The following is a 20,270-nucleotide window of genomic DNA, read 5'->3' as shown; positions in this document are numbered from 1 at the left end:
ATGGATAAGCAGAATCTGTTCGATAGTGTGATGCCGGCAACATTGTCTTTGGATGATCTTTTGACACAGCCGCCAATGCCTGTGGCGTCCCAGTCTATACTTAATTTCATTCAGGCGTTGTCAGACACATTGCTTAAAGACCCGGCATGTCGTGCGTTTCCCGATGTTGTCGCACTTGGATTCTGGCTGCGCGATGGCAACATTAAACGACTGGTCAAGCAGATAAACAGTAGTGCTCAACAGGCATTAATTAAACCCGTCGGTACGGTAGTGCATTACACGCCAAACAATGTGGATACCATGTTTTTATACAGTTGGGTGTGTGCATTGTTAATGGGGAACCGAAATGTGGTGCGGCTTGGCAGTGCTGACAGCCCGGCAAAGCAAATGTTGTTGACCTGTCTGGAAAGACTGTTTTCTTTACCAGAGCATGCTGATATTGCATTCAGAAATCTGTTTGTTCAGGGCGCCAAAAGCGATGAAAGTAACCATGCTCTGGCTCAGGTTGCAGACGCAAGGGTGTTGTGGGGCGGCGACGACAGTGTGTTAAGCATTAAGCAGTACCAAGCGAAACCCCGTTGTCGGGATATCAGCTTTGCTGACAGGTATTCCGCAGTGGTCATTAATGGTGACGAACTCACTGACGGTGAGCAGCTGAATACCTTGTGCGAACTGCTCTGGCAGGATGCTAAGCCCTATGCGCAGCAAGCCTGCTCATCCCCCCGTGTACTGTTTTGGTTGGGCGACAAGTCACTACAAGGTGAATTCGCCCGATTGTTAAATGAGCAGGCGATAGGTCAGGACACTGCCCCAAGCGATGGTATCTCAAGAGTAAATGAACATCTGGTAATGTCCCAGTGGTTACAATGTCAGTCCCTTGCCGATGCCCCGCTGGTAATGAACCGCGTGAGTGTTATACCAGTCCATCAGATTAATGCGCAAATGATGGAGATGCATTGTGGGGATGCACTGTTTTTAATGCGAACACTCGATACCCTGAACGACCTTGCAGATTGTTTACCCGCCCGCGTGCAAACCCTTACCTATTGGGGGGTAGAACGTGATGCACTATTAAAGTTACTGGCCGAACCGTCGATACAAGGTGTAGATCGGTGCGTGTCGGTGGGTAAAGCGCTGACATTTTCACCAGAGTGGGATGGCTATCGATTATTGGTCTCTCTATCTCGTTATGTTCAACTGGACTGGGGTTAATGCTTCAACCGTTTGCTTTTGCTTTTACTACACTGTTGATAAGTCTCTGTTTGTTGCGCGCGGTAAAAGCGCTGCGCGGGCAGCGCGGTGCGTTAACCCAGCAGATTTGTCTGGATGACCTCGTATGCCTGCTACTGCCATCGGCAATCGTACTGTTTACCCATGTTGTTAACTGGCCGGTCTTGACGCTGATTTCGGTTTTCGCGATGGGATTGTACGGCGTGCTAGTGTGGTTGGACGCCGTGTTATTCGTGCAGTATCGCATTGAAATTAATCGCCAAACGCTGGCCTGGTTTTTTACAGGCAGCAGAGGCCTGGCGAAAGGCTTACCCCATTTACTTGCGCTGTTTTCCCGCTTCCCGGTAACGTTATTAATACCGGTTATTTGGTGTATGGCAATCGCCTCACTGATTGTTCCACCGTTGCCGCTCAACGTGTTGGTTGTTTGTGTACTGCTTACTGCAGTGTGCCTCTGGCGCATTCAGGCGGGTATCGCCGAAGTGGGCGTATTGCTGATTCTGATGGTGATGGTAATGAACTGGTCACCTGATGTACCTGTGGTGGCCTTGGACATCGCAGGCAGTATGTTTCTTGGTGTCGTTGCGTTAATTGGCCTGATGTTATTAATGCGCAAGTTGTTCGTGTCTCAGCACGAATTTTTAACTGCTCCCACTTTACTGGCCAATATTGTTGCCAGCGACGAGTTTGACGCACCACAGGGGTTTGCTGCACGTATCGAGCATCAAAAATTCGTTTCGGCTGACACTCCACCCAAAGAAAAAAGCCGTTATTTTGGGCATTGTAAGCAGGCGAACATTATTCTGGTGACCATGGAATCGCTGGGCTGTTATATCAATCCCTATATCAATCCCAACAGTGGCCAGGGCGCACATTCCAGACTGGCAGAACGCCTTGCAGGAAACAGTTGGTTGTCGAAACAGCATTTTAGCCTGTGTCCGAATACCACGGTATCAACCAATCAAATGTACACCGGGTTTTACTCTAACAACCCTTACAATAAGGCTGATTCGCTGTTTCCAGGCAAGTCGCCCCAGCATATTAATCACTTGCAGAAACACGGCTACAAAGCCTTGTTCGTCGATAGCGCCGACACGGGCTTGTACGATTATCATCGCTTATTGTCGCGGATTGGCTTCGACCGCGTATGGGGTACCAAGGATATTCCGGCAAACGGCCTACAGGCTGACTACCGCTTGTGGAATATGGTTGACGTGATTGCAGAGGAAGTCGCCGACACACCCTTTTTCTTACACGTGATCAACGATCAGACCCACATGCCCTACGAAATTGTAGATAGCGCCCGTTTTAACCGCCACCGCGGGAATAGCCAAAAAGCCAAATACCTGAATGCGGTAGAAGAAGTTGATTATATTCTTGACGAGTTTTTACGTCGATTAGGTGAAAAACTGGATCTTAGCAATACCATCGTCGTGTTTACCGGCGATCACGGTGAATCCTTTGGGGAGTTTGGCTATAGCTTTCACAGCAATTCCGTGATCCTGCCACAGATACACGTCCCCTTTATGCTCAGTCATCCTAATTTACCCGCGAAAACACTTGAGCATTCGAGTCATTTTGACCTGTTTCCGACGTTTTTCGATTTACTGGGAATTGATTATTCCCACGATTGTCTGGGCAACCCATTAGGCCTCGACGATCGCGAGTTTGCGTACTTTGCTCATTCCGCCACATTAAAAGGCAATTCCCCGGCAAACTTCGGATTTATTCGCGACGGCGAATTGTTATGGATGGACCGACTGTTCAACCAGGTCTCACTATTGGGCAGTGACCAGACTCGTAAGACGCTGGATACCAAAGAACAGGCCTATGCCAAAGCCTTGCTTTATCAGATGTTGTCGGCCCGCGGAGTGATTCACGCATGAATGGCTTTACTACAACCGTATCCGGTTATACACCTTTTGTTGAGCGTATGCTTGCTACCGTGCAGGAGCAAGGTATACAACTGGTTTCATTGGATATTTTTGATACCTTGGTATACCGACGGGTGACACGGCCTACGGAAATATTCAAATTCGCCTTTGAGCGAGTGCAATCTTCGCTATCGTTGCCCATGACGGCGGCCGAATACTGTGAACTGCGCGTGAGTACTGAAGTACGGGTCAAACGTGAAACCGCTCACGGTGAAGTGAGTTTAGAAACCATTATTGCCGGGTTGCCTTTCCAGCCAGAGGTGCGTGCTGAATTACTTGAGGCAGAACTTGCTACCGAAGCCGAATACGGTTTTGTCAGCGAAGAAATGGTGCAATTGGTTGAAGCACTGAGTGACATGAATGTGCCTGTAGTGCTTATTTCAGATATGTATCTGAGCAAGACGCAAATTCAACAAACCTTCTTTACGCACTATCCGCAGTTGCTGGGATTGCCATTATTTGTTTCCAGCGAATATCAGAAGAATAAAGCCTCGGGCACCTTGTTCCACCTCGTTCAGGGGCAATACCAGATCGATTATGCTAATTGGTTGCATGTAGGTGATAACCGGGTCGCCGATCAGGACATGCCTGCCAAACTTGGCATGCACGCAGTGTTACTGAGCAGTCAATTAGAACAAACCGCGATCCTTCGTCAGGAAGCCGGGCTGTTCAGTACGCCGCAGCCTTTTAATGCCGCTCGCCTAATCGCCAGCACCTTGTATGCGCCAAGCGGTGCGGGGACAGCGTTCTCCCTCGCAACATTTGTGTGGGGGCCGATATTACTGGCCTTTGCTGACTGGATAATCGACCAGGCCAGGGCGTCAAACAGTCGCAGTATACTGTGTCTGATGCGCGAAGCAGAAGTATTCGCGCCAATTGTCGAATGGCGACTGGCACATCGACAGGTAAAAGGCATCGCGGTTCACAAACTCTATGCGTCGCGTAAATCTACCTTTTGGCCTGCAATCGACGTGACGGCTGAACAGTGGTTTGAAGATTTAGTGTATGTGCTTGTCCAGCGCCGGGGATACTCAGTAAGTGATTTCTATCGCGATTTTCGACTGCCACAGGATGACATTTATCATCAGTATGAAGCCGTCGCTATTCGCGATACTGACGGCGTGTTTCATCAGGGCATGAATTTATTGAAACTGCTTACTGACAAAGCCAGAGATAACAAAGCCGCGGTTGAAGCCTATATTAATGAGCAACGTGCGCGATTTGTGCGTTATTACGAACACCACATTGGCACACCATTGTCTGAGAGTTGTGTAGTGGATTTGGGGAACGGCGGTACCATTCCTCATCATATTGAATGTATTCTCGGCTGTCAGAGCGCGGCAAACCTGCTGTTTTACAGTTCTGAGCGCATTTACCGCTACGCACAGAAAACCCATTTCAGCACCTTCATTGGTGCCCAATCTGATAGCCGCAATGTTCGTCAGCTATTGTCGCGTTCACCTGAATGTATTGAACCGTTTCTGGTGGGGGACTGTGGTACGGTGACCGGCTACAGTGACGATATCAATGCGACACCGGTTCAGGCCGATAGGATTGAAGAGAACAGTGCAAATGTGAAGGCTTTCCTGGCCGGATTACATGCCTATTTTTCGGTGCATCACCGTTATGATTTGCCATTTGCCACGGCAGACCAGGTGTTGCCTATCCTGTTTCGCTATTTACAACTGCCGTGTAAACCTGAAGCACAGCTGTTTACCGAACTGCTTCACCAGGATAATTTTGGTTCCAATCTGGCGTATCCGATTATCACTGAGGCTCAGTGTGAAGAAGTGGCAGAGTGGCCAATCACTGACTTTTACCTGACGTTCAGCCAGTATCCCAAAATTAAAGTAGGAAGAATTCACTGGCCACAGGCGGTGATTACCCTGTGTGATGACAAGTTTTTGGCTCGCCAGTATGGATTGATGTCGATGGACACCGATACGGATGTGCTGAACCTGGTAGAGCGGATATTAGATCAGCAGTGGCAATCCTTTTCGGTGTATGGCGCGGGGTTGTTTTTCGAAAAGCTACTGCCGTACCTGAACAGGTACAACCTGAATATTGAGCACCTGATTGATCGAAAAGCGGATATATCGGGACCCTACGAAGTAGCAGGCTTTACTGTTAAACCGTTAAAACAGGCACTGGATGAAGGCTGTGGCAACATTCTGATTTCTTCTTTCGCGTTTAAGGAAGAGATTGCCCGTAATATTCACGAGCAATCTGTAGAACGTGGCCTGGGCAACCTCAATATTTTGAGTTTGTAGAACATAATTAACCGACCTACGCCGGAGCGTGAGATACCCATGAAACTGTCTGCTGATCAAAGTTTGCCAATGGCACCTTACACAGATGCGCCCGTGTTCAGCGTGTTCAACGAGCACGTTAAAGCGTGCATGGCAAAGCATTATTCTCCTGTTATGCTGGCCAATCCCGACACGCAAGGTGACCAACATTTTTTGTGCGAGCAGCAGCATGTTGCTGATCTGCTTGGTTATCTGGATACGTTAACCGGGCAGTGGCAGGCGCAACATGAACTGTATGTCACCGTAGCAAAGTCCGCTAACGATCAGCTGGGACAACAAGCGTTAGAAAACCTGTTTTATCAGGCTGGCTTTCATTTGGATGCCCGGGAGTGGCTGCAACGTGACTATGCAGGGTTACAAGACAACCGGGCATTTGACACGACAACCTTTCGTCGAGTCAAACAAACCGGACACCCATTGTGCACGCTGAACAACCTGTTGGCAGAGCGCGATTTGCACATGGACATGTTAAGGGAGTTCTCCTGTCGTTCAGATGCACATGTATTCCGTTATGCTTTTGCACAGCATTTGATTCGCCCCGGAGACAGGTTGCTGGATTGCGCCTGCGGTTTAGGGTACGGCAGTTATCTGATGTCACTGAATGACCGCCTGAACAACATTACAGCGGTTGATATTTGTAGTGAAAGTGTGAGTTACGCTAATCAGGTCTATGGTCATGGCAAACTGCATTATGAAACGCTGGACATTGATTGTTATGCGGATACGCAGTTTGAACCCTTCGATCTGATCACGTCGTTTGAAACCATTGAACACGTAAAAGACTATCACTCATTCTTCAAACTGTGTTTGCGCAGCTTAAAGCCGGATGGCCGGGTAATTGCCAGCGTGCCGTATATGTGGGTGGATGAAACCGGCAAAGATCCCAATCCTTATCATTTTCACGAGTTCGACTGGAAAAAGTTTGCGGCCTTATTTGCTGAATACGGTTTTGTGATTGAGGCGCGATATCATCAGACTGCGCCGGGTGGTTTTAAGTTAACCTCTACGCCGCGACGATTCGACAAATCCTCAGTAGACGCCGGGGAAATTGAAACAGAGTGGCTGGTGGTGGTCGCGACGCCGGATCTTACTCACCCGCTGTGGCAGTCTCAGCAGTCGTTGGCATACAGCAATCCACAATACCCACAGGCTTCATTACCTGCCTTCGTGGACTTTGACGCGGGTTATCACAATCCCTGGTTGCATCGTCAGCTGGTTCAGGTGGGGCAACGCATTGAAGATGCCGATATTCGGCGTCGTTACGTGGAATCACTGTTAGCCAGCGGGGCAAAAGATCATTGTCTGCTGTTAACCATTCAAGGTTATTCACTGGAAGCCAACCCTGCGAAAATTAATGCCTGGCTGGATTCAGCTGAAAAAGCGTTGGATCAGGTAGAGCAAGATACAGAACGCCATCCTTTTGCAATACGCTGGTTAGTCTCACTGGCGTATCTGAGCGCTATCAAGTGTTACGAGCAAGGCGATTTTTTACGGGCAAAGGGATTATTTCAACGCGTACTGGATGCAAATTGCAGCGCGTTCTGCCCGGTACTCAATGTCAAAGCGGTAGAGGCCTGCTTTGCATTGGCAAAAATTGCACTTTACGAAGAGCAGCGTGAACAAGCCACAGTCATACTAAATACGGGTAAACACCTGGTATTTGAAGCAACGGCGGTATTTAAACAGGCTGTTGAACAACAGCAGGACCAGATTGGCGAATTCCTGTGGTCGGAAATGGCCGAGCTTTTCGATGCTGGCGCTTTACTGAATAAGATGGCGATAGCATTGTCTCACAATCAAAGTACGTCTCACATTTTGCGTCAGGCTGCTGAATGGGAGCAGAACAAACGGTTTGGCTTGTTTAACCTGGTTGAAAAGTACCGTAAGTCATCAGATCTTACGGTGCAAGCTGACATGCAACTGGTGGCGCAATCTTTTGTTAATAAGCTGGTGGCGAAAGCGATGAATTTAGCACGCCGTGACAACATCCACATTTGGGGTACCGGTGTGGTTGCGCAGAAAGTCTGTGAGGCATTGGCTAAAAAAGGTGTGCAGGTATGTGGCTTTATTGATTCACAGGCACGAGCCGGGCAGCAGTTTGCAGGTTTACCGGTTATTACTCCGGCTGACTTTGAAGCGGAATCCGCCGCTCAGGTTATTCTGACGTCGGTGGGATCGTCTGCACAACTCGCCAAGCCGCTCGAAGAGCAGGGTGTCGCTTGCGTGTATTTGGCGTAATTGTAAAGAGGTAGTCATGGCAACTGAAAAAGTAGCCATTATTGGAACGGGAAGCAGTGCTGAAGCACTGCTTACGCATCTGAACGCAGAAACCGTATGTGATTTCTATAACTCCACAGGTGTTGGGGAGTTTAAGGGGAAAAATGTACAAGCGGTGCAGGAGTTGGTATCCGAAAATTACGATAGGGTTATCCTTGCTGTGTACGACTATGGTGAATTGTTGCCGTTAATTCGCCAAATTGAACGTGTTCAGCTTTATTGGTTCAATGCTAAGACGAATGAGTTAACGTATTTGACTGACCCTTTCGCGGATAACGAGACTTCCCATTCATTGGCTTCGCAGCGACTTACCGTTGTTTACGACATGCGTATCGCTCCGCCCACCTATGATTTTGCCGTGTTTTTAGTAAAGAGTTTATTAGTTGCTCGACAGCGAGGACTGCATGGGCTGCATGTCCTGATAGCGCCAGGTGATAAAGGCGGTTTTCGGGAAAATATAGATTTCTTTTCTCATTCTGAAATGGCCTTCCGGGTAACGCATCTATTGTTGCCGTTAATCAAACTGGTTGACCCCACTGCCGCGTTTAGCTTGTGTTCCAGCCGGAAACAGGCGCGTGAGATGTTTTTGCAAGCTCCATGCAGGTTCCCTGAGCTACACAACTTTGTTAAGCCAGTAGCGCGACACTTTTACTCTGAATTTTTTGAGTTCATTGAACAAAATGTTGAGCACAAAATATTGCAGGCGTCAGAAATTTGTCGGGAACGGATTCAGGAGTGGAAAACGGAACTTGGCGTAAGTACAGATAAGCTCATTACACTCACACTCCGGGAATCCAGTGCGCATCACGATAGAAATAGTGAGTTGGCAGTATGGCGCAAAGTCGCCGAAGCACTCTCCAGACATGGCTATACAGTAGTGGTAATAAGAGATACTTCCAAAGCCTTGCTGAACCTGGGCTGGGGTGATGTTGTAGAGTTTCCGGTAGCGGCACTGGATGTGGAAATGCGCACCGCACTTTATGAGTCAGCATGGCTAAACTTGGGGGTTTGTAATGGCCCGGCAGTCCTCTGCTTCCTGATGCCACAATGTCGCTATTTGTACTTTGGCATGTATAATGCTTCTTGCACATCAAATACTTACGAACACCTTGAAAAGGTCGGTATCGTCAAGGGTAAAGATCAAATCGCAGGTGCTGGCGAAGACCAGTACATCTGCTGGGACGACATTTCTGTAGAAAACGTGTTGTCTGCAATAGAACAAAAGTTTGGAGTGAAGATCCAATGAAAATATTAGTAACCGGCGCTTGTGGTTATAAAGGTTCGGTTTTAATACCGAAACTGCTTGCGCAAGGCTATACGGTCGATGCCCTGGATATTCAGTGGTTTGGTAACTTTCTGCCTGAACATGAAAAGCTCAACGTTATAAAACACGACGTTCGCGACACGGCCATTATCAATTTGTCTGGCATCGATGCCATTATACATCTGGCCTCTGTAGCCAATGACCCCTGCGGCGACTTAGATCCCAAATTAACCTGGGAAGTCAGTGCACTGGCAACCATGCAATTGGCCGACAGGGCAGCCCGGGAAGGTATCAAGCACTTTATCTATGCGTCATCGGGCAGTGTGTATGGCGTAAAAGAAGAAGAGCAGGTTACCGAAGATTTAACGCTGGAGCCTATTTCGGAATACAACAAAACCAAGATGGTCTCAGAGCGGGTGTTGCTTAGCTATGCTGACGCCATGACCGTACAAATTGTACGCCCGGCAACGGTGTGTGGCTTGTCTCCGCGAATGCGATTAGACGTGGCAGTGAACATGCTTACCATGCAGGCACTGATGAATGGCGAGATCACGGTATTTGGCGGCGACCAGGCCCGCCCCAATATTCATATTGATGATATTACCGATCTTTATATTTTCCTGCTTGAGCATCCGGAAGTAACGGGTGTGTACAACGCCGGTTTTGAAAATATCACCATCATGGATATCGCTGATCGTATCGGCAAGAGTATCGATACTCAGATTACCGTAACACCGTCCAATGATCCGCGCTCATATCGTGTGAACTCAGATAAATTACTGGCAACTGGCTTTGCTCCGAAGAAAACGGTGCAGGATGCCATTGATGAAATTACCGCAGCCTACCATTCAGGTGCATTAACCAACGAAGACCGTTGGTACAATCTGAAATGGATGCAGCAGGAAGTGCTGTAATGAAAGCGTTAATTGAACGGTATCAGTCGCGCCTTTCTGAGCAGGTGGCAGCACTGAATGTAGACGCTATTAGCCAGCTTGGCGACGCCCTTTTAGCCTGTATTGCCAGTAACAAGCAGGTTTTTATTTGTGGCAACGGCGGCAGTGCCGGTAATGCCGTGCATCTGGCCAATGATTTTCTTTACGGTATTTGCCCAAGTGGTGAGCGAGCACTGAAGGTGGAAGCGTTATCCGCCAACACATCGGTGCTTACCTGTCTGGGTAATGATTTAGGCTACGACAAGATTTTTTCTCATCAGCTGGTGGTAAAAGCCTCGGCGGGTGATGTACTTATTGTGCTGTCCGGTAGCGGCAATTCACCAAACATTGTTAACGCACTTGAAGTGGCCAAAGAGATTGGTATGACGTCATTTGCCTTGCTTGGCTATAGCGGCGGCAAGGCGTTAACACTGGCCGATTGTGCTATTCACAATGCAGTGGACGATATGCAAGTCGCCGAAGACCTGCAACTGATTGTCGGGCATATGCTGATGCAATATTTGCATGAGGAGCTGGCGAAATGACTGACACCATCGCCGTTTTAGGCAGTAATTCTTTTTCAGGTGCAAGTTATGCTAAATACCTGTTAGCACAGGGAAAAAGGGTGATAGCAATCAGTCGATCAGAAGAACCGGTTGATGCGCTCCTGCCTTATAAGTGGGTTGATCACAGTAATCTGACATTCCACCAACTGGATTTAAATAAAGATCTCGACGCTATCGATGCGCTACTCGATAAATACAAAGTGCCTACGGTAGTGAATTTTGCTGCACAGAGTATGGTTGGTCAGTCCTGGGATTGGCCAGAACACTGGTTTATGACCAACGCAGTCTCAACCATCAAGTTTCATAATCGCTTGCGTCACAAAGATTACCTCGACCGTTACGTGCATATTTCCACGCCGGAAGTCTATGGTTCTATGTCGGGATTTGTTGCCGAGCACGATCATTATCGTCCCAGTACCCCTTACGCGGTATCGCGCGCTGCAGCTGATTTGAGTTTGCAAACCTTTTTTGACGTCCACAAGTTTCCGGTGGTGTCGACCCGTGCGGCAAATGTGTACGGCCCGGGGCAGCAGCTTTATCGAATCATTCCCAAAACCATCATGAGTATTTTATTGGGGCAAACACTGCCGTTGCACGGCGGTGGTCATTCAGAGCGATCATTTATTCATATCGACGACGTATCGTCTGCCACACAACGCATTTGTGAGCAGGGTACGCTGGGTGAGAGCTATCATATCTCTACGGAACGCACAGTCACTATCCGTGCTCTGGTTGAAATGATTTGTGACCTGATGAACGTTGATATACACAACGTGTGCGAAATTACGGAAGACCGTCCGGGCAAAGATACCGCGTATCTACTCGACGCAACTAAATTAAGAACACAGTTGGGCTGGTGTGACCAAATTAGTTTAGAGAGTGGTATTGAGCAAACGTTGAACTGGGTAAACACTTACTTTGACGTATTAAAGCATCAGCCGCTCTCCTACGAACACAAAGAATAGGAAATCAGTTACATGGAAATCGACCTGCTAAGAAATTATCCAAAAACCAAGCGCAACACGCAGGCCCGAAGCGAAGAAAAAACACCAGAAGTTCGTGCCATTGCCCGCCAGTTTGGTGCTGAATTTTTCGATGGCGATCGCCAGTATGGTTATGGTGGATTTAGCTACAATGCCCGGTTTTGGCAACCGGTTATCCCTGATCTGCAGGCTCAATATGGCCTTAGTGCTGAAAGTGCTGTACTGGACGTAGGCTGTGCCAAAGGATTCTTTCTGTACGATCTGGAACAAATTATTCCTGGTATCACTGGTAAAGGGATTGATATATCCGACTACGCTATCGCCAATGCAAAACCCGAAGTGGCGGCCAACATGCAGGTAGGTTGTGCAACCGACTTACCTTTCGACGACGACAGCTTTGATTTGGTGATGAGTGTCAATACCGTGCACAACCTCGAAAGAGAGGCGTGTGGGAAGGCCCTGCAGGAAATTATGCGCGTATCGCGTGGCAACGCCTTCATTACCGTTGATGCATATCGCAATGCTGAAGAAGAAGCGCGTATGTACGAGTGGAACCTCACCGCTAAAACGATTATGCACGTTGATGAGTGGAAAGCCTTTTTTAACGAAGTCGGCTACACCGGCGATTACTTCTGGTTTATCCCATGAGTGCATTATTCAAGCACTATCAGCAGGTATTGCGTATTCGGCGAATCGAAGAGGCGATTGCGGCCAGATACGGTGAACAACAAATGCGTTGTCCTACCCATTTGTCGATAGGACAAGAAGCCGTTGCTGTGGGGATATCCGCTAACCTGACGACTGCCGACAAAGTGTACAGTTCTCATCGGGCTCACGCGCATTACCTCGCTAAAGGTGGGTCACTGGAGCGACTTATTGCTGAATTGTATGGCAAGGAAACGGGGTGCACGGGTGGCCGTGGTGGCTCTATGCACCTGAGTGACTTAGCCGCTGGCTTTGTGGCCAGCACCGCAATCGTGGGCAACAGTATTCCTCTGGCTGTTGGAAATGCGTTGCATCAGCAGGTGCAGTGCCTGAATGAAATGTCGGTGAGCTACTTTGGTGAAGGGGCTACCGAAGAAGGCGCGTTTTACGAGTCCGCAAATTTCGCAGCATTGCGGAAACTGCCAGTGCTGTTTGTGTGTGAAAACAACCGCTACTCCGTGTATAGCCCAATGTCGGTCAGACAACCTGAGGGCCGCTCTATCGTTCAATTAGCAAAAGCAATCGGGCTGAACGCCGTTGATGTCGACGGCAATGATGTCGAGCAAGTGGCGTCCGTGAGTGCACAGTTAATTGACAGCATTCGCGCCGGAAACGGCCCTGCACTAATCGAATGTCATACCTACCGGCACCGCGAACATTGTGGCCCCAACTTCGATGATGATTTAGGTTACCGTCCCGAGGAGGAGGTAGAACAATGGTTAGCAAAGGATCCCGTTAAAGCGTTGGCTGATGCATTGTCTGCGCAAGGGGTTTCTCATGCAGACTTTGACGACGTGGAAAGCCAAATACAACGCGAGATTGATAATGCGTTCGATAGCGCATTGGCTGCACCGTTTCCCGATCCAGCTAATAACGGGCAGTATGTTTATGCAGACTAAGGCAATGACGACCTTCGCCGAGCAGGTCAATCGCGCTCAGCATGAAGCCATGAAGGCCGATCCGGGAATGCTGGCTTTTGGATTAGGTCTGACTGATCCAAAAGGGATTTTTGGCACAACTTCCGGGTTGGGCGAAGCCTTCGGTGAACAGCGGGCATTTGATATGCCGACCGCCGAAAATGGCATGACCGGTATTGCTGTTGGTGCTGCGTTAGCTGGCAGCAGGGTGTTAATGACACATCAACGCCTGGATTTCTTTTTACTGGCCATGGATCAGTTGGTCAACAACGCCGCAAAATGGCATTACATGTTCAACGGACAGATGAAAGTCCCTTTGACTATCAGGCTGATAATTGGACGCGGCTGGGGTCAGGGACCCACCCACGCACAGAATTTACAGTCGTGGTTTGCGCATATCCCGGGCTTGAAAGTGATCGTTCCCAGTACAACGGATGCGGTGGCTAATCAGCTGTATTCTGCCATTATGGATGACAGTCCGGTGATTTTTATCGAGCATCGCTGGTTACATCAACAGCAATGTGAACAATCGCAACTGGTATCGCTTGACGTACCTTCACAACCAGTAAGAAAGCATCACGCTGGTAATGATTTTACGATTGTGGCAAATAGTTACATGGTGCTCGAAGCACTTCGAGCTGCCAGGCATTTGGCGCAACTAGGCATAGGCGTCGATGTGCTGGAAACCTGTGAATTGTCGCCGTCTCACTGGCAGCCTGTGTATGAGTCGGTAAACAATACCGGTCGCTTACTGGTGTGCGATAGCGCGCACACGTCCTTTTCTGTTGCATCGGAAGTCGTTAGTCGGGTCACTGAAAATTGCTTTTCCAACCTGAAGCAGGCACCACAACGCATGGGCTATCCGGATTACCCGGAGCCAACCAGTGTTGCATTGACTAAGCATTTTTATCCAACCGCCGATAACATTGTTAACAGCGTATTAAATACCGTGCCTGCTCGCGTGGCATTACCTGATGGTAAAGAGCAGAGCGATGAGCCAATCCGGCCTCACGATGTGCCGGGCGACTGGTTTAAAGGACCTTTTTAAACACCATGAATTTAAATATTAGTAACAAACTTGCACTGGTAACCGGCGCATCAGGCGGGCTGGGACAGGCTATCGCAGAGGCGCTTTGCGCTGAAGGGGCAAGCGTCGTGTGGGTGGCCAGAAATATCGATACGCTTACGACACTGGCAGACTCCGCTGCCAAACAGTATGGTACCGAGCAATATGCCATCCAGGCAGATTTGAAAAATAAAGAGGGGACACTGGCGTTAATCAGGGAACTGCAGGAAAAAGCCCTGTCGCCTGACATCATTATTAATAATGTCGGCGGTAACCTTGATATGCCAGACCCACTCAGCCCTACAGATAGCTGGCGCGACGTGATGGAATTTAATTTGTTCAACGCCATCGAAATCAACAATGCTTTTATGCCTGAAATGCAAGCCAGAAAGTGGGGGCGGATTTGTCATGTTTCGTCCATTGCTTCGCTGGAGAATCAGGGCACGCCCATGTATTGCGCAGCCAAAGCCGCGCTCAATGCTTATGTTCGGAGTGTTGGCCGGTATGTGTCGCCTGACAACGTCATTATGACCGCAGTCTTACCAGGCGCAGTGTTCACCGAAGGTGGATATTGGGACAAGACATTATCAGAGCGTCCTGAGCATGTTGAAAAATACCTCTCTGAGCGCATGGCCATTAAACGCTTTGGCACGCCAGAAGAAATCAGTAATTTCGTGACCTTTTTAGTATCTGAACATGCCTCGTTTGCAGTGGGCTCATCCGTTTTACTGGATGGTGGCCAGGGACGAGTATTCTTTGAAGGCTAGCTTATGTTGAATAAATCGCTAAGACGAAGAATTGTCGAAATCGTTACCCGGGCTAAAGAAGGCCATATTCCCAGCTCTTTTTCGATCGTTGATGTGATCGAACACATCTATGGTCATGTGTTGCGATATGACGCATCAAACCCAAATTGGGAACAACGAGATCAGTTTATTTTATCGAAAGGTCATGGCTGTGCCGGCCTGTATGTCGTGCTGGAAAAGTATAACCTGCTATCTGCTGATGACCTTGCGAACTATTCCTTAAAAGACGGTATTCTTGGTGGGCATCCCGATCGCACGACAGTCCCATTCGTAGAAGCGTCAACTGGCTCTTTAGGTCACGGATTTCCATTTTCGGTCGGCATTGCCATTGCAAATAAGATCAAGTCGTTACCAGGGCGTGTGATCACCCTGGTGGGTGATGGTGAGTGTCACGAGGGCACTATTTGGGAATCGGCTCATATTGCGGCAAACCAAAAACTGGATAACCTGACTGTGGTAGTGGATTGGAACCAGTCTGGTGCACAATTGTGTCCGGTAGATGATTTACCCGCCAAATGGGCAGCATTTGGCTGGGACGTGCATGTGTTTAACGGTCATGATGCTGCAGACATTGAAAATGCGTTTGCTAAAGTGGGTAAAGTGGGCAAACCGCTGGCATTGGTGGCGCAAAATATTAAAGGTTTTGGCGCCAGCCTGACGGAAGGGCATGGGCCTTGGCATCACCGTATTCCAAATGACGCTGAATACAAAGAATTAATGGAAGTGCTGTCATGAAAGGCTTACGTGAACAATTTGCAGATACTATGCTGAGACTGGGCCAGCAGGATGACTCTCTGGTTGTTATGGTAGGGGATATCAGTCATGGGATCCTTCAGCCTTTCGCTAAAGCATGCCCTGGTAGGTTCTTCAATATCGGTATCTTAGAACCGTCCATGGTATCCGTTGCGGCAGGCTTTTCGAAACAAGGGCTAACACCGGTTACACACACCATCGCTCCTTTTTTGATTGAACGTTCTTTTGAGCAACTGAAACTCGATTTCGGTTATCAACATCTGGCGGGTAACTTTATTTCTGTCGGTGGCGCGTTTGATTACGCGCAGCTGGGTTGCAGCCATCATTGCTACACGGACGTATCTCTTATGTCGCATTTACCGGGAAGTCAGGTATTTTGCCCAGGCTCTGCAGAAGAGTTTGACGTCTTGTTCAGCGCTGAATATCGCGCATCGGCCATCAACTATTTTCGTTTAACAGAAAACCCGCACGGTGTGGAATTCGACCGGAAAGACATTCAGCCGGGCAAAATCATTTGTGCCCGAACCGGGAGTGAGGCCACCATAGTCGCATTGGGTCCACAACTCAAAAATGCGTTAGCTGCAGCCGAGGCATTAGCAAAAGAGAATATTGATGCTGAAGTACTGTACGTGCATTCGGTCAAACCTTTCGACAGTGACGCAATAGTCAACAGCGTTGCCAAAACGGGCCGCGTAGTGGTAGTTGAAGAATTGTCGGCACAAGATGGTGTCTATAATGCTGTATTACGGGCATGGAATGGCCGCGGTAAAATGCAGAGCAAACAGCTGGCTATAGATCACTTTATTCACGGCTATGGCAGCTACGACGACTTGTGTGAGCGCAGCGGATTGTCTGCATCCAATATTGAACAAGCCGTGAAATCACTGGTGCATCATGAAGTGGATTGAGCGTTGCACGCTCTGTGATAACGCGGATCTGACATTGTTATGGGATCTGCCACAGCTGCCTCTGTCGGAAACGTATGGTAAGTACGACCCGACATTCAGACATTATGATCAACAGTTGGTGATGTGCCCTCATTGTGAGCATGTTCAACTGAAGTGTCAGTTGGATCCTGCCGTGCTCTACAATCAGGACGACTACCATTACAAAACCGCCAATTCAGGCGCAACCCCAAAGCGATTCGCGTGTTTTCATGATTTCGTTTGTGAGTTTCTTCCAGCCTTACCTGACGTGGTTATTGATATAGGTGGTAATGACGAATCATTGGTCAGTACCTTCGACTGTTCAAAGCGATATGTCGTTGATCCCAGTATTCAAAAAAGTGAAGTGAAAAATGACGTCACGTTCGTAAAAGCGTTTGCAGAGCATATAAATTTAGCTGAATTGAATGCCGACTTAGTGGTGTTTTCTCACGTGCTTGAACATATGGTCGATCCTAAAGGCTTTATCTCACAGCTATTTGAAAGTTGCACGGAAACCACGTATTTCGCATTGGAAGTGCCGTGTTTTGACCGGCAGATAGGGGCGTTGAGATTCGATGCATTCTTTCATCAGCATTTGCATTACTTTCACGTCGATAGCCTGCAACATTTAATACACCAGTGTGGCGGTGAGATTGTTGCGATGCAGCCAAGCAGCGTCCCAACTTGCGGAGGGGCACTTATGGTAGTGTTTAAACAGAGTGAGTCGCACACTCAATCTAACCCTGCACCTACACCGCAGCAAACTGATCGCGTCCAACGCTTTGAGGAAACGAAGCGTGCATTCTTGCAGCGCAATCATGCAATTGCCAATTGGATAACAGAACAAGACATCGTATTTGGTTATGGGGCAAGCCTGCTGCTACCTGTGATTTTTTATCATATTGGTGATGCATCTAAGGAAATTCACGTGATCCTTGATGACGATGCGGAAAAAGCGGGACTCACCTATAAGAACATACCGAATGTGCAGGTGTCCTTGCCTGCAGATCAAACTATACCGGAGACGGCGGCCATGCTGGTGACGTCCTATGAGAACATACCGTTATTGCAGTCGGTTATACAACGTCGCTTTCAAGCCAACGTTTTTGAAGGATTTTCGCTGTGATTAATTTTAAAGATTTGTTTGGAATGCTCTCTGAAACTTCAGCGTTTCATTGTCATCAATCCCCACTGTATAAGTTCACAAATGAGGTGTGTGCAGACTATATTGCATCAAGTGCCTTCGCCAGGACCGAGCCGGAAGGGTGTGATTTTGGTCCATTTGGCACGCTGGTACTACCTTATTATTCGATGGGCAATATCGACTCGCTAAAATTATTTGGTCTTGATGAACTTATCCTGTTTGCGTTTTATTTGCGTCATAAAGAAAGCTATAAAAACGTTGCTGATATGGGCGCAAATATAGGTTTGCACAGCACGTTGATGTCAAAAATTGGTTGGCAGGTTACTGCGTTTGAGCCGGATCCTATTCATGTTGAGAAGATTCAGCAACACATGGCACTGAATCAGGTAACGTCCCTCTCCGTAAAGGAAAATGCTGTTGGTGCAGAAAACGCTGAATTAGTGTTCACACGGCTGATGGGCAACCGCACTGGTAGTCATATCAAAGGCAAAAAGCAAGATGTGTATGGTGACACCGAAGAGTTTACCGTATCGTGTCTTGCCTTTGCTCCCTTAATGACAGAATTCGACTTTATAAAAATGGACATTGAAGGCGCTGAAGCCGATGCTATTTGTGCAACTGACGCCGAAGACTGGCAACATACAGACGTAATGCTGGAAGTGGGGAGTGACGATAACGCGAAGCGAATCTTTGAGCATGCCCAATCAATAGGGCTTAGTATGTTTAGTCAGAAAACCGGTTGGGAAAAGGTCGCGAGTCTTAAAGACATGCCGGTAAGTCATAGAGAGGGCAGTTTATTCCTGTCCGCCAACAAGACTACTGTATGGTAACGACAGGAAAGTGGGAAACCAACGAGCGTATTGTTGGCTGTTGGGATTTTGAACAGCTGGATACCAGGCTGGGCAGCCTGTTTATCTTCATTCATGAGTTAAATTGCGCTGAGAAAAGTGCTGGTACGATACATTTTTTAAATGTTCTGCCACAACATCAGGGGTTGATTGACGTCTGTCAGCGATTTTCGAAGCATCGTATCGTGGTAAACGATTTTTCTACGTTAGAAATTCCGTCACTCATTCACGACCAATTGGACCCGTCAACGACCAGTAGAACGGGAAGTATGCAATGGATTGGCCGTTTGTATGCCCAGAGCAATCGAGTGCAACCCTGCGCGAATACATCCGACTGTTTATCCAAAAATAACGATAAAACAGTGGTGGCAGTGCACTTAAAAAACAATCCGAATGACATTCAAAGCAATGCCGATCACGATGCGTGGCTGAGTGCTTTTGTCATGCTCAGCAAGCAGTATGGCAGCGTCAAATTTGTTATTGTTGGTGACGACGACATTCCGACTGCTATTGCGTCATTGGATTGTGTTGAGAAATACCAAGGCAGTATTGGTGACTACTTTTCCGTAGTGTGTGAGGCCGACGCTTTTATTGGCATGTCCAGTGCGTTTTGCGCAGCGGCAATACTGGGCGCTAAACCTTATCGAGTGTGGAAACACATCGGTCATCATACAGATATCATGGCGAGAGAGCTCAATCAGAACAATCAGTTTCCGTTTGCGATTGAGGGACAAAAAATGTGTATCGCCCACGACACGGTTGATAATATCGTGACTGAAACCAGTAACATGCTGCAGGCAATGAAAGATAAGGGTTAATCATGTTCAACACAGAGGCGTTTAAACACAAATCTGCGATGGTAACTGGTGGCAGCAACGGAGTAGGGGCGCAAATTGCCCAGCGTCTCCTGGCTGCGGGTGCAAAGGTGATTATTGTCGACAAGGCTGCGCCCGAAGATGTGTTAAGCGATGCGCTATACATTCCCTGTGATTTTGCTGACGTCACTTCAATAGATAATCTCTTTAAACATGAAGAGGTGAAGAGGGGTGTTGATATTCTGATTAATACTGCCCGTGGGCCCCGGGGCGATGCGCCTCTTGCAGAGAGTGCGGCGTCGTTTGATGCGGGTATAAACATAGCCTTGCGGGCTCCGTTATTACTTTCACAACATTTCATAACTATGCAGTCTCCTTCTCAAACGAACCTGCAAACAGCGATAGTCAATATTTCATCGGTGTGTGCCAGCTATGTGTCAGGAGAGAGTGTGAGTTACCATCTGGCAAAAGCCGGGCTTGAATCCATGACCCGTTACCTGGCGGTATACGGTGGTAAAAAAGGTGTTAGAGTGAATGCCGTCGCGCCGGGCTTTATTGTGGCAGATGCGCACAGCGACAGGTTTAACTCAGAAGAAAACACCGCATATCGTGAAAAGGCCTGTAAGGCACATCCGCTTAATCGTGTGGGCTCTGAGCAAAACGTCACTGACGCCGTGTTATTTTTGGCATCGTCGAATGCTGCATTTATTACCGGTCAGACACTCAGTGTTGATGGCGGTCTTAACCTTAGGGATGGGTGGTGCCAGTTGAACGACTTTGAATTGAAGGGCTGAC

The 20,270-nt window shown here is 48.2% G+C and carries 18 protein-coding genes; all 18 read left to right on the top strand.

Annotated elements, in window-relative coordinates; genetic code table 11:
* Genes BUB81_RS04815 through BUB81_RS04730 form a run of 18 tightly spaced genes read left to right on the top strand, consistent with a single transcriptional unit; the run spans position 1 to position 20,269 of the window.
* Positions 1 to 1,212 (top strand): acyl-CoA reductase, encoded by a 1,212-nt coding sequence (locus tag BUB81_RS04815; RefSeq protein ID WP_073319153.1) that lies wholly within the window; start codon positions 1 to 3, stop codon positions 1,210 to 1,212.
* Complete coding sequence (locus tag BUB81_RS04810; RefSeq protein ID WP_073319150.1) at positions 1,212 to 3,116, top strand: sulfatase-like hydrolase/transferase; 1,905 nt, start codon at positions 1,212 to 1,214, stop codon at positions 3,114 to 3,116. Before BUB81_RS04815 ends, BUB81_RS04810 begins: the two co-directional genes overlap by 1 nt.
* On the top strand, positions 3,113 to 5,434 hold the full coding sequence (locus BUB81_RS04805; protein WP_084526227.1) for an HAD family hydrolase: 2,322 nt from the start codon (positions 3,113 to 3,115) through the stop codon (positions 5,432 to 5,434). The genes BUB81_RS04810 and BUB81_RS04805 overlap by 4 nt, the downstream gene beginning before the upstream one ends.
* 39 nt (positions 5,435 to 5,473) lie before the next feature.
* A complete protein-coding gene (locus BUB81_RS04800; protein WP_073319148.1) occupies positions 5,474 to 7,711 on the top strand; it encodes a class I SAM-dependent methyltransferase in 2,238 nt (745 codons plus the stop codon).
* A 16-nt stretch (positions 7,712 to 7,727) separates the two neighbouring features.
* Complete coding sequence (locus BUB81_RS04795; protein ID WP_073319146.1) at positions 7,728 to 8,996, top strand: hypothetical protein; 1,269 nt, start codon at positions 7,728 to 7,730, stop codon at positions 8,994 to 8,996.
* A complete protein-coding gene (locus tag BUB81_RS04790) occupies positions 8,993 to 9,928 on the top strand; it encodes an NAD-dependent epimerase/dehydratase family protein (protein ID WP_073319144.1) in 936 nt (311 codons plus the stop codon). Before BUB81_RS04795 ends, BUB81_RS04790 begins: the two co-directional genes overlap by 4 nt.
* Positions 9,928 to 10,491 carry an SIS domain-containing protein gene (locus BUB81_RS04785; RefSeq protein WP_139241508.1) on the top strand — a complete coding sequence of 188 codons (564 nt, stop codon included), beginning with the start codon at positions 9,928 to 9,930 and terminating at the stop codon, positions 10,489 to 10,491. Before BUB81_RS04790 ends, BUB81_RS04785 begins: the two co-directional genes overlap by 1 nt.
* Complete coding sequence (locus BUB81_RS04780; RefSeq protein WP_073319140.1) at positions 10,488 to 11,477, top strand: GDP-mannose 4,6-dehydratase; 990 nt, start codon at positions 10,488 to 10,490, stop codon at positions 11,475 to 11,477. Before BUB81_RS04785 ends, BUB81_RS04780 begins: the two co-directional genes overlap by 4 nt.
* A gap of 12 nt (positions 11,478 to 11,489) precedes the next feature.
* Entirely contained in the window at positions 11,490 to 12,143 is a 654-nt protein-coding gene (locus BUB81_RS04775; RefSeq protein ID WP_073319138.1) for a class I SAM-dependent methyltransferase, read from the top strand.
* Positions 12,140 to 13,099, top strand: a complete 960-nt coding sequence (locus BUB81_RS04770) for a thiamine pyrophosphate-dependent dehydrogenase E1 component subunit alpha (protein ID WP_073319136.1) — start codon at positions 12,140 to 12,142, stop codon at positions 13,097 to 13,099. Before BUB81_RS04775 ends, BUB81_RS04770 begins: the two co-directional genes overlap by 4 nt.
* Positions 13,089 to 14,165, top strand: coding sequence for an alpha-ketoacid dehydrogenase subunit beta (locus tag BUB81_RS04765; protein ID WP_217653451.1), 1,077 nt, complete (start codon positions 13,089 to 13,091; stop codon positions 14,163 to 14,165). Before BUB81_RS04770 ends, BUB81_RS04765 begins: the two co-directional genes overlap by 11 nt.
* Positions 14,166 to 14,170: 5 nt before the next feature.
* Positions 14,171 to 14,950: an SDR family NAD(P)-dependent oxidoreductase gene (locus tag BUB81_RS04760; RefSeq protein ID WP_073319134.1), complete on the top strand. Its 780-nt coding sequence runs from the start codon at positions 14,171 to 14,173 to the stop codon at positions 14,948 to 14,950.
* 3 nt (positions 14,951 to 14,953) lie between these two features.
* Positions 14,954 to 15,724 (top strand): transketolase, encoded by a 771-nt coding sequence (locus tag BUB81_RS04755; protein WP_073319132.1) that lies wholly within the window; start codon positions 14,954 to 14,956, stop codon positions 15,722 to 15,724.
* Complete coding sequence (locus tag BUB81_RS04750) at positions 15,721 to 16,650, top strand: transketolase family protein (protein WP_073319130.1); 930 nt, start codon at positions 15,721 to 15,723, stop codon at positions 16,648 to 16,650. The genes BUB81_RS04755 and BUB81_RS04750 overlap by 4 nt, the downstream gene beginning before the upstream one ends.
* Positions 16,637 to 17,794 carry a class I SAM-dependent methyltransferase gene (locus BUB81_RS04745; RefSeq protein ID WP_073319129.1) on the top strand — a complete coding sequence of 386 codons (1,158 nt, stop codon included), beginning with the start codon at positions 16,637 to 16,639 and terminating at the stop codon, positions 17,792 to 17,794. Before BUB81_RS04750 ends, BUB81_RS04745 begins: the two co-directional genes overlap by 14 nt.
* Complete coding sequence (locus tag BUB81_RS04740; RefSeq protein ID WP_084526225.1) at positions 17,791 to 18,642, top strand: FkbM family methyltransferase; 852 nt, start codon at positions 17,791 to 17,793, stop codon at positions 18,640 to 18,642. Before BUB81_RS04745 ends, BUB81_RS04740 begins: the two co-directional genes overlap by 4 nt.
* Positions 18,636 to 19,478, top strand: coding sequence for a hypothetical protein (locus BUB81_RS04735; RefSeq protein ID WP_073319127.1), 843 nt, complete (start codon positions 18,636 to 18,638; stop codon positions 19,476 to 19,478). The genes BUB81_RS04740 and BUB81_RS04735 overlap by 7 nt, the downstream gene beginning before the upstream one ends.
* A 2-nt stretch (positions 19,479 to 19,480) precedes the next feature.
* Positions 19,481 to 20,269 carry an SDR family NAD(P)-dependent oxidoreductase gene (locus BUB81_RS04730; RefSeq protein WP_073319124.1) on the top strand — a complete coding sequence of 263 codons (789 nt, stop codon included), beginning with the start codon at positions 19,481 to 19,483 and terminating at the stop codon, positions 20,267 to 20,269.
* Position 20,270 lies beyond the last annotated feature (1 nt).

It is taken from the genome of Marisediminitalea aggregata, from assembly GCF_900129565.1.
GTDB classification, from domain to species: Bacteria; Pseudomonadota; Gammaproteobacteria; order Enterobacterales; family Alteromonadaceae; genus Alteromonas; species Alteromonas aggregata.
The sequence above is the reverse complement of the archived record's forward strand: the minus strand, read 5'-3'. Positions and strand labels throughout refer to the sequence as shown.

Bases quoted from the DNA above. Each gene is read 5' to 3' on its own strand.
- BUB81_RS04815 (WP_073319153.1), top strand. From the start codon at position 1: ATGGATAAGCAGAATCTGTTCGATAGTGTGATGCCGGCAACATTGTCT.
- BUB81_RS04810 (WP_073319150.1), top strand. From the start codon at position 1,212: ATGCTTCAACCGTTTGCTTTTGCTTTTACTACACTGTTGATAAGTCTC.
- BUB81_RS04805 (WP_084526227.1), top strand. From the start codon at position 3,113: ATGAATGGCTTTACTACAACCGTATCCGGTTATACACCTTTTGTTGAG.
- BUB81_RS04800 (WP_073319148.1), top strand. From the start codon at position 5,474: ATGAAACTGTCTGCTGATCAAAGTTTGCCAATGGCACCTTACACAGAT.
- BUB81_RS04795 (WP_073319146.1), top strand. From the start codon at position 7,728: ATGGCAACTGAAAAAGTAGCCATTATTGGAACGGGAAGCAGTGCTGAA.
- BUB81_RS04790 (WP_073319144.1), top strand. From the start codon at position 8,993: ATGAAAATATTAGTAACCGGCGCTTGTGGTTATAAAGGTTCGGTTTTA.
- BUB81_RS04785 (WP_139241508.1), top strand. From the start codon at position 9,928: ATGAAAGCGTTAATTGAACGGTATCAGTCGCGCCTTTCTGAGCAGGTG.
- BUB81_RS04780 (WP_073319140.1), top strand. From the start codon at position 10,488: ATGACTGACACCATCGCCGTTTTAGGCAGTAATTCTTTTTCAGGTGCA.
- BUB81_RS04775 (WP_073319138.1), top strand. From the start codon at position 11,490: ATGGAAATCGACCTGCTAAGAAATTATCCAAAAACCAAGCGCAACACG.
- BUB81_RS04770 (WP_073319136.1), top strand. From the start codon at position 12,140: ATGAGTGCATTATTCAAGCACTATCAGCAGGTATTGCGTATTCGGCGA.
- BUB81_RS04765 (WP_217653451.1), top strand. From the start codon at position 13,089: ATGCAGACTAAGGCAATGACGACCTTCGCCGAGCAGGTCAATCGCGCT.
- BUB81_RS04760 (WP_073319134.1), top strand. From the start codon at position 14,171: ATGAATTTAAATATTAGTAACAAACTTGCACTGGTAACCGGCGCATCA.
- BUB81_RS04755 (WP_073319132.1), top strand. From the start codon at position 14,954: ATGTTGAATAAATCGCTAAGACGAAGAATTGTCGAAATCGTTACCCGG.
- BUB81_RS04750 (WP_073319130.1), top strand. From the start codon at position 15,721: ATGAAAGGCTTACGTGAACAATTTGCAGATACTATGCTGAGACTGGGC.
- BUB81_RS04745 (WP_073319129.1), top strand. From the start codon at position 16,637: ATGAAGTGGATTGAGCGTTGCACGCTCTGTGATAACGCGGATCTGACA.
- BUB81_RS04735 (WP_073319127.1), top strand. From the start codon at position 18,636: ATGGTAACGACAGGAAAGTGGGAAACCAACGAGCGTATTGTTGGCTGT.
- BUB81_RS04730 (WP_073319124.1), top strand. From the start codon at position 19,481: ATGTTCAACACAGAGGCGTTTAAACACAAATCTGCGATGGTAACTGGT.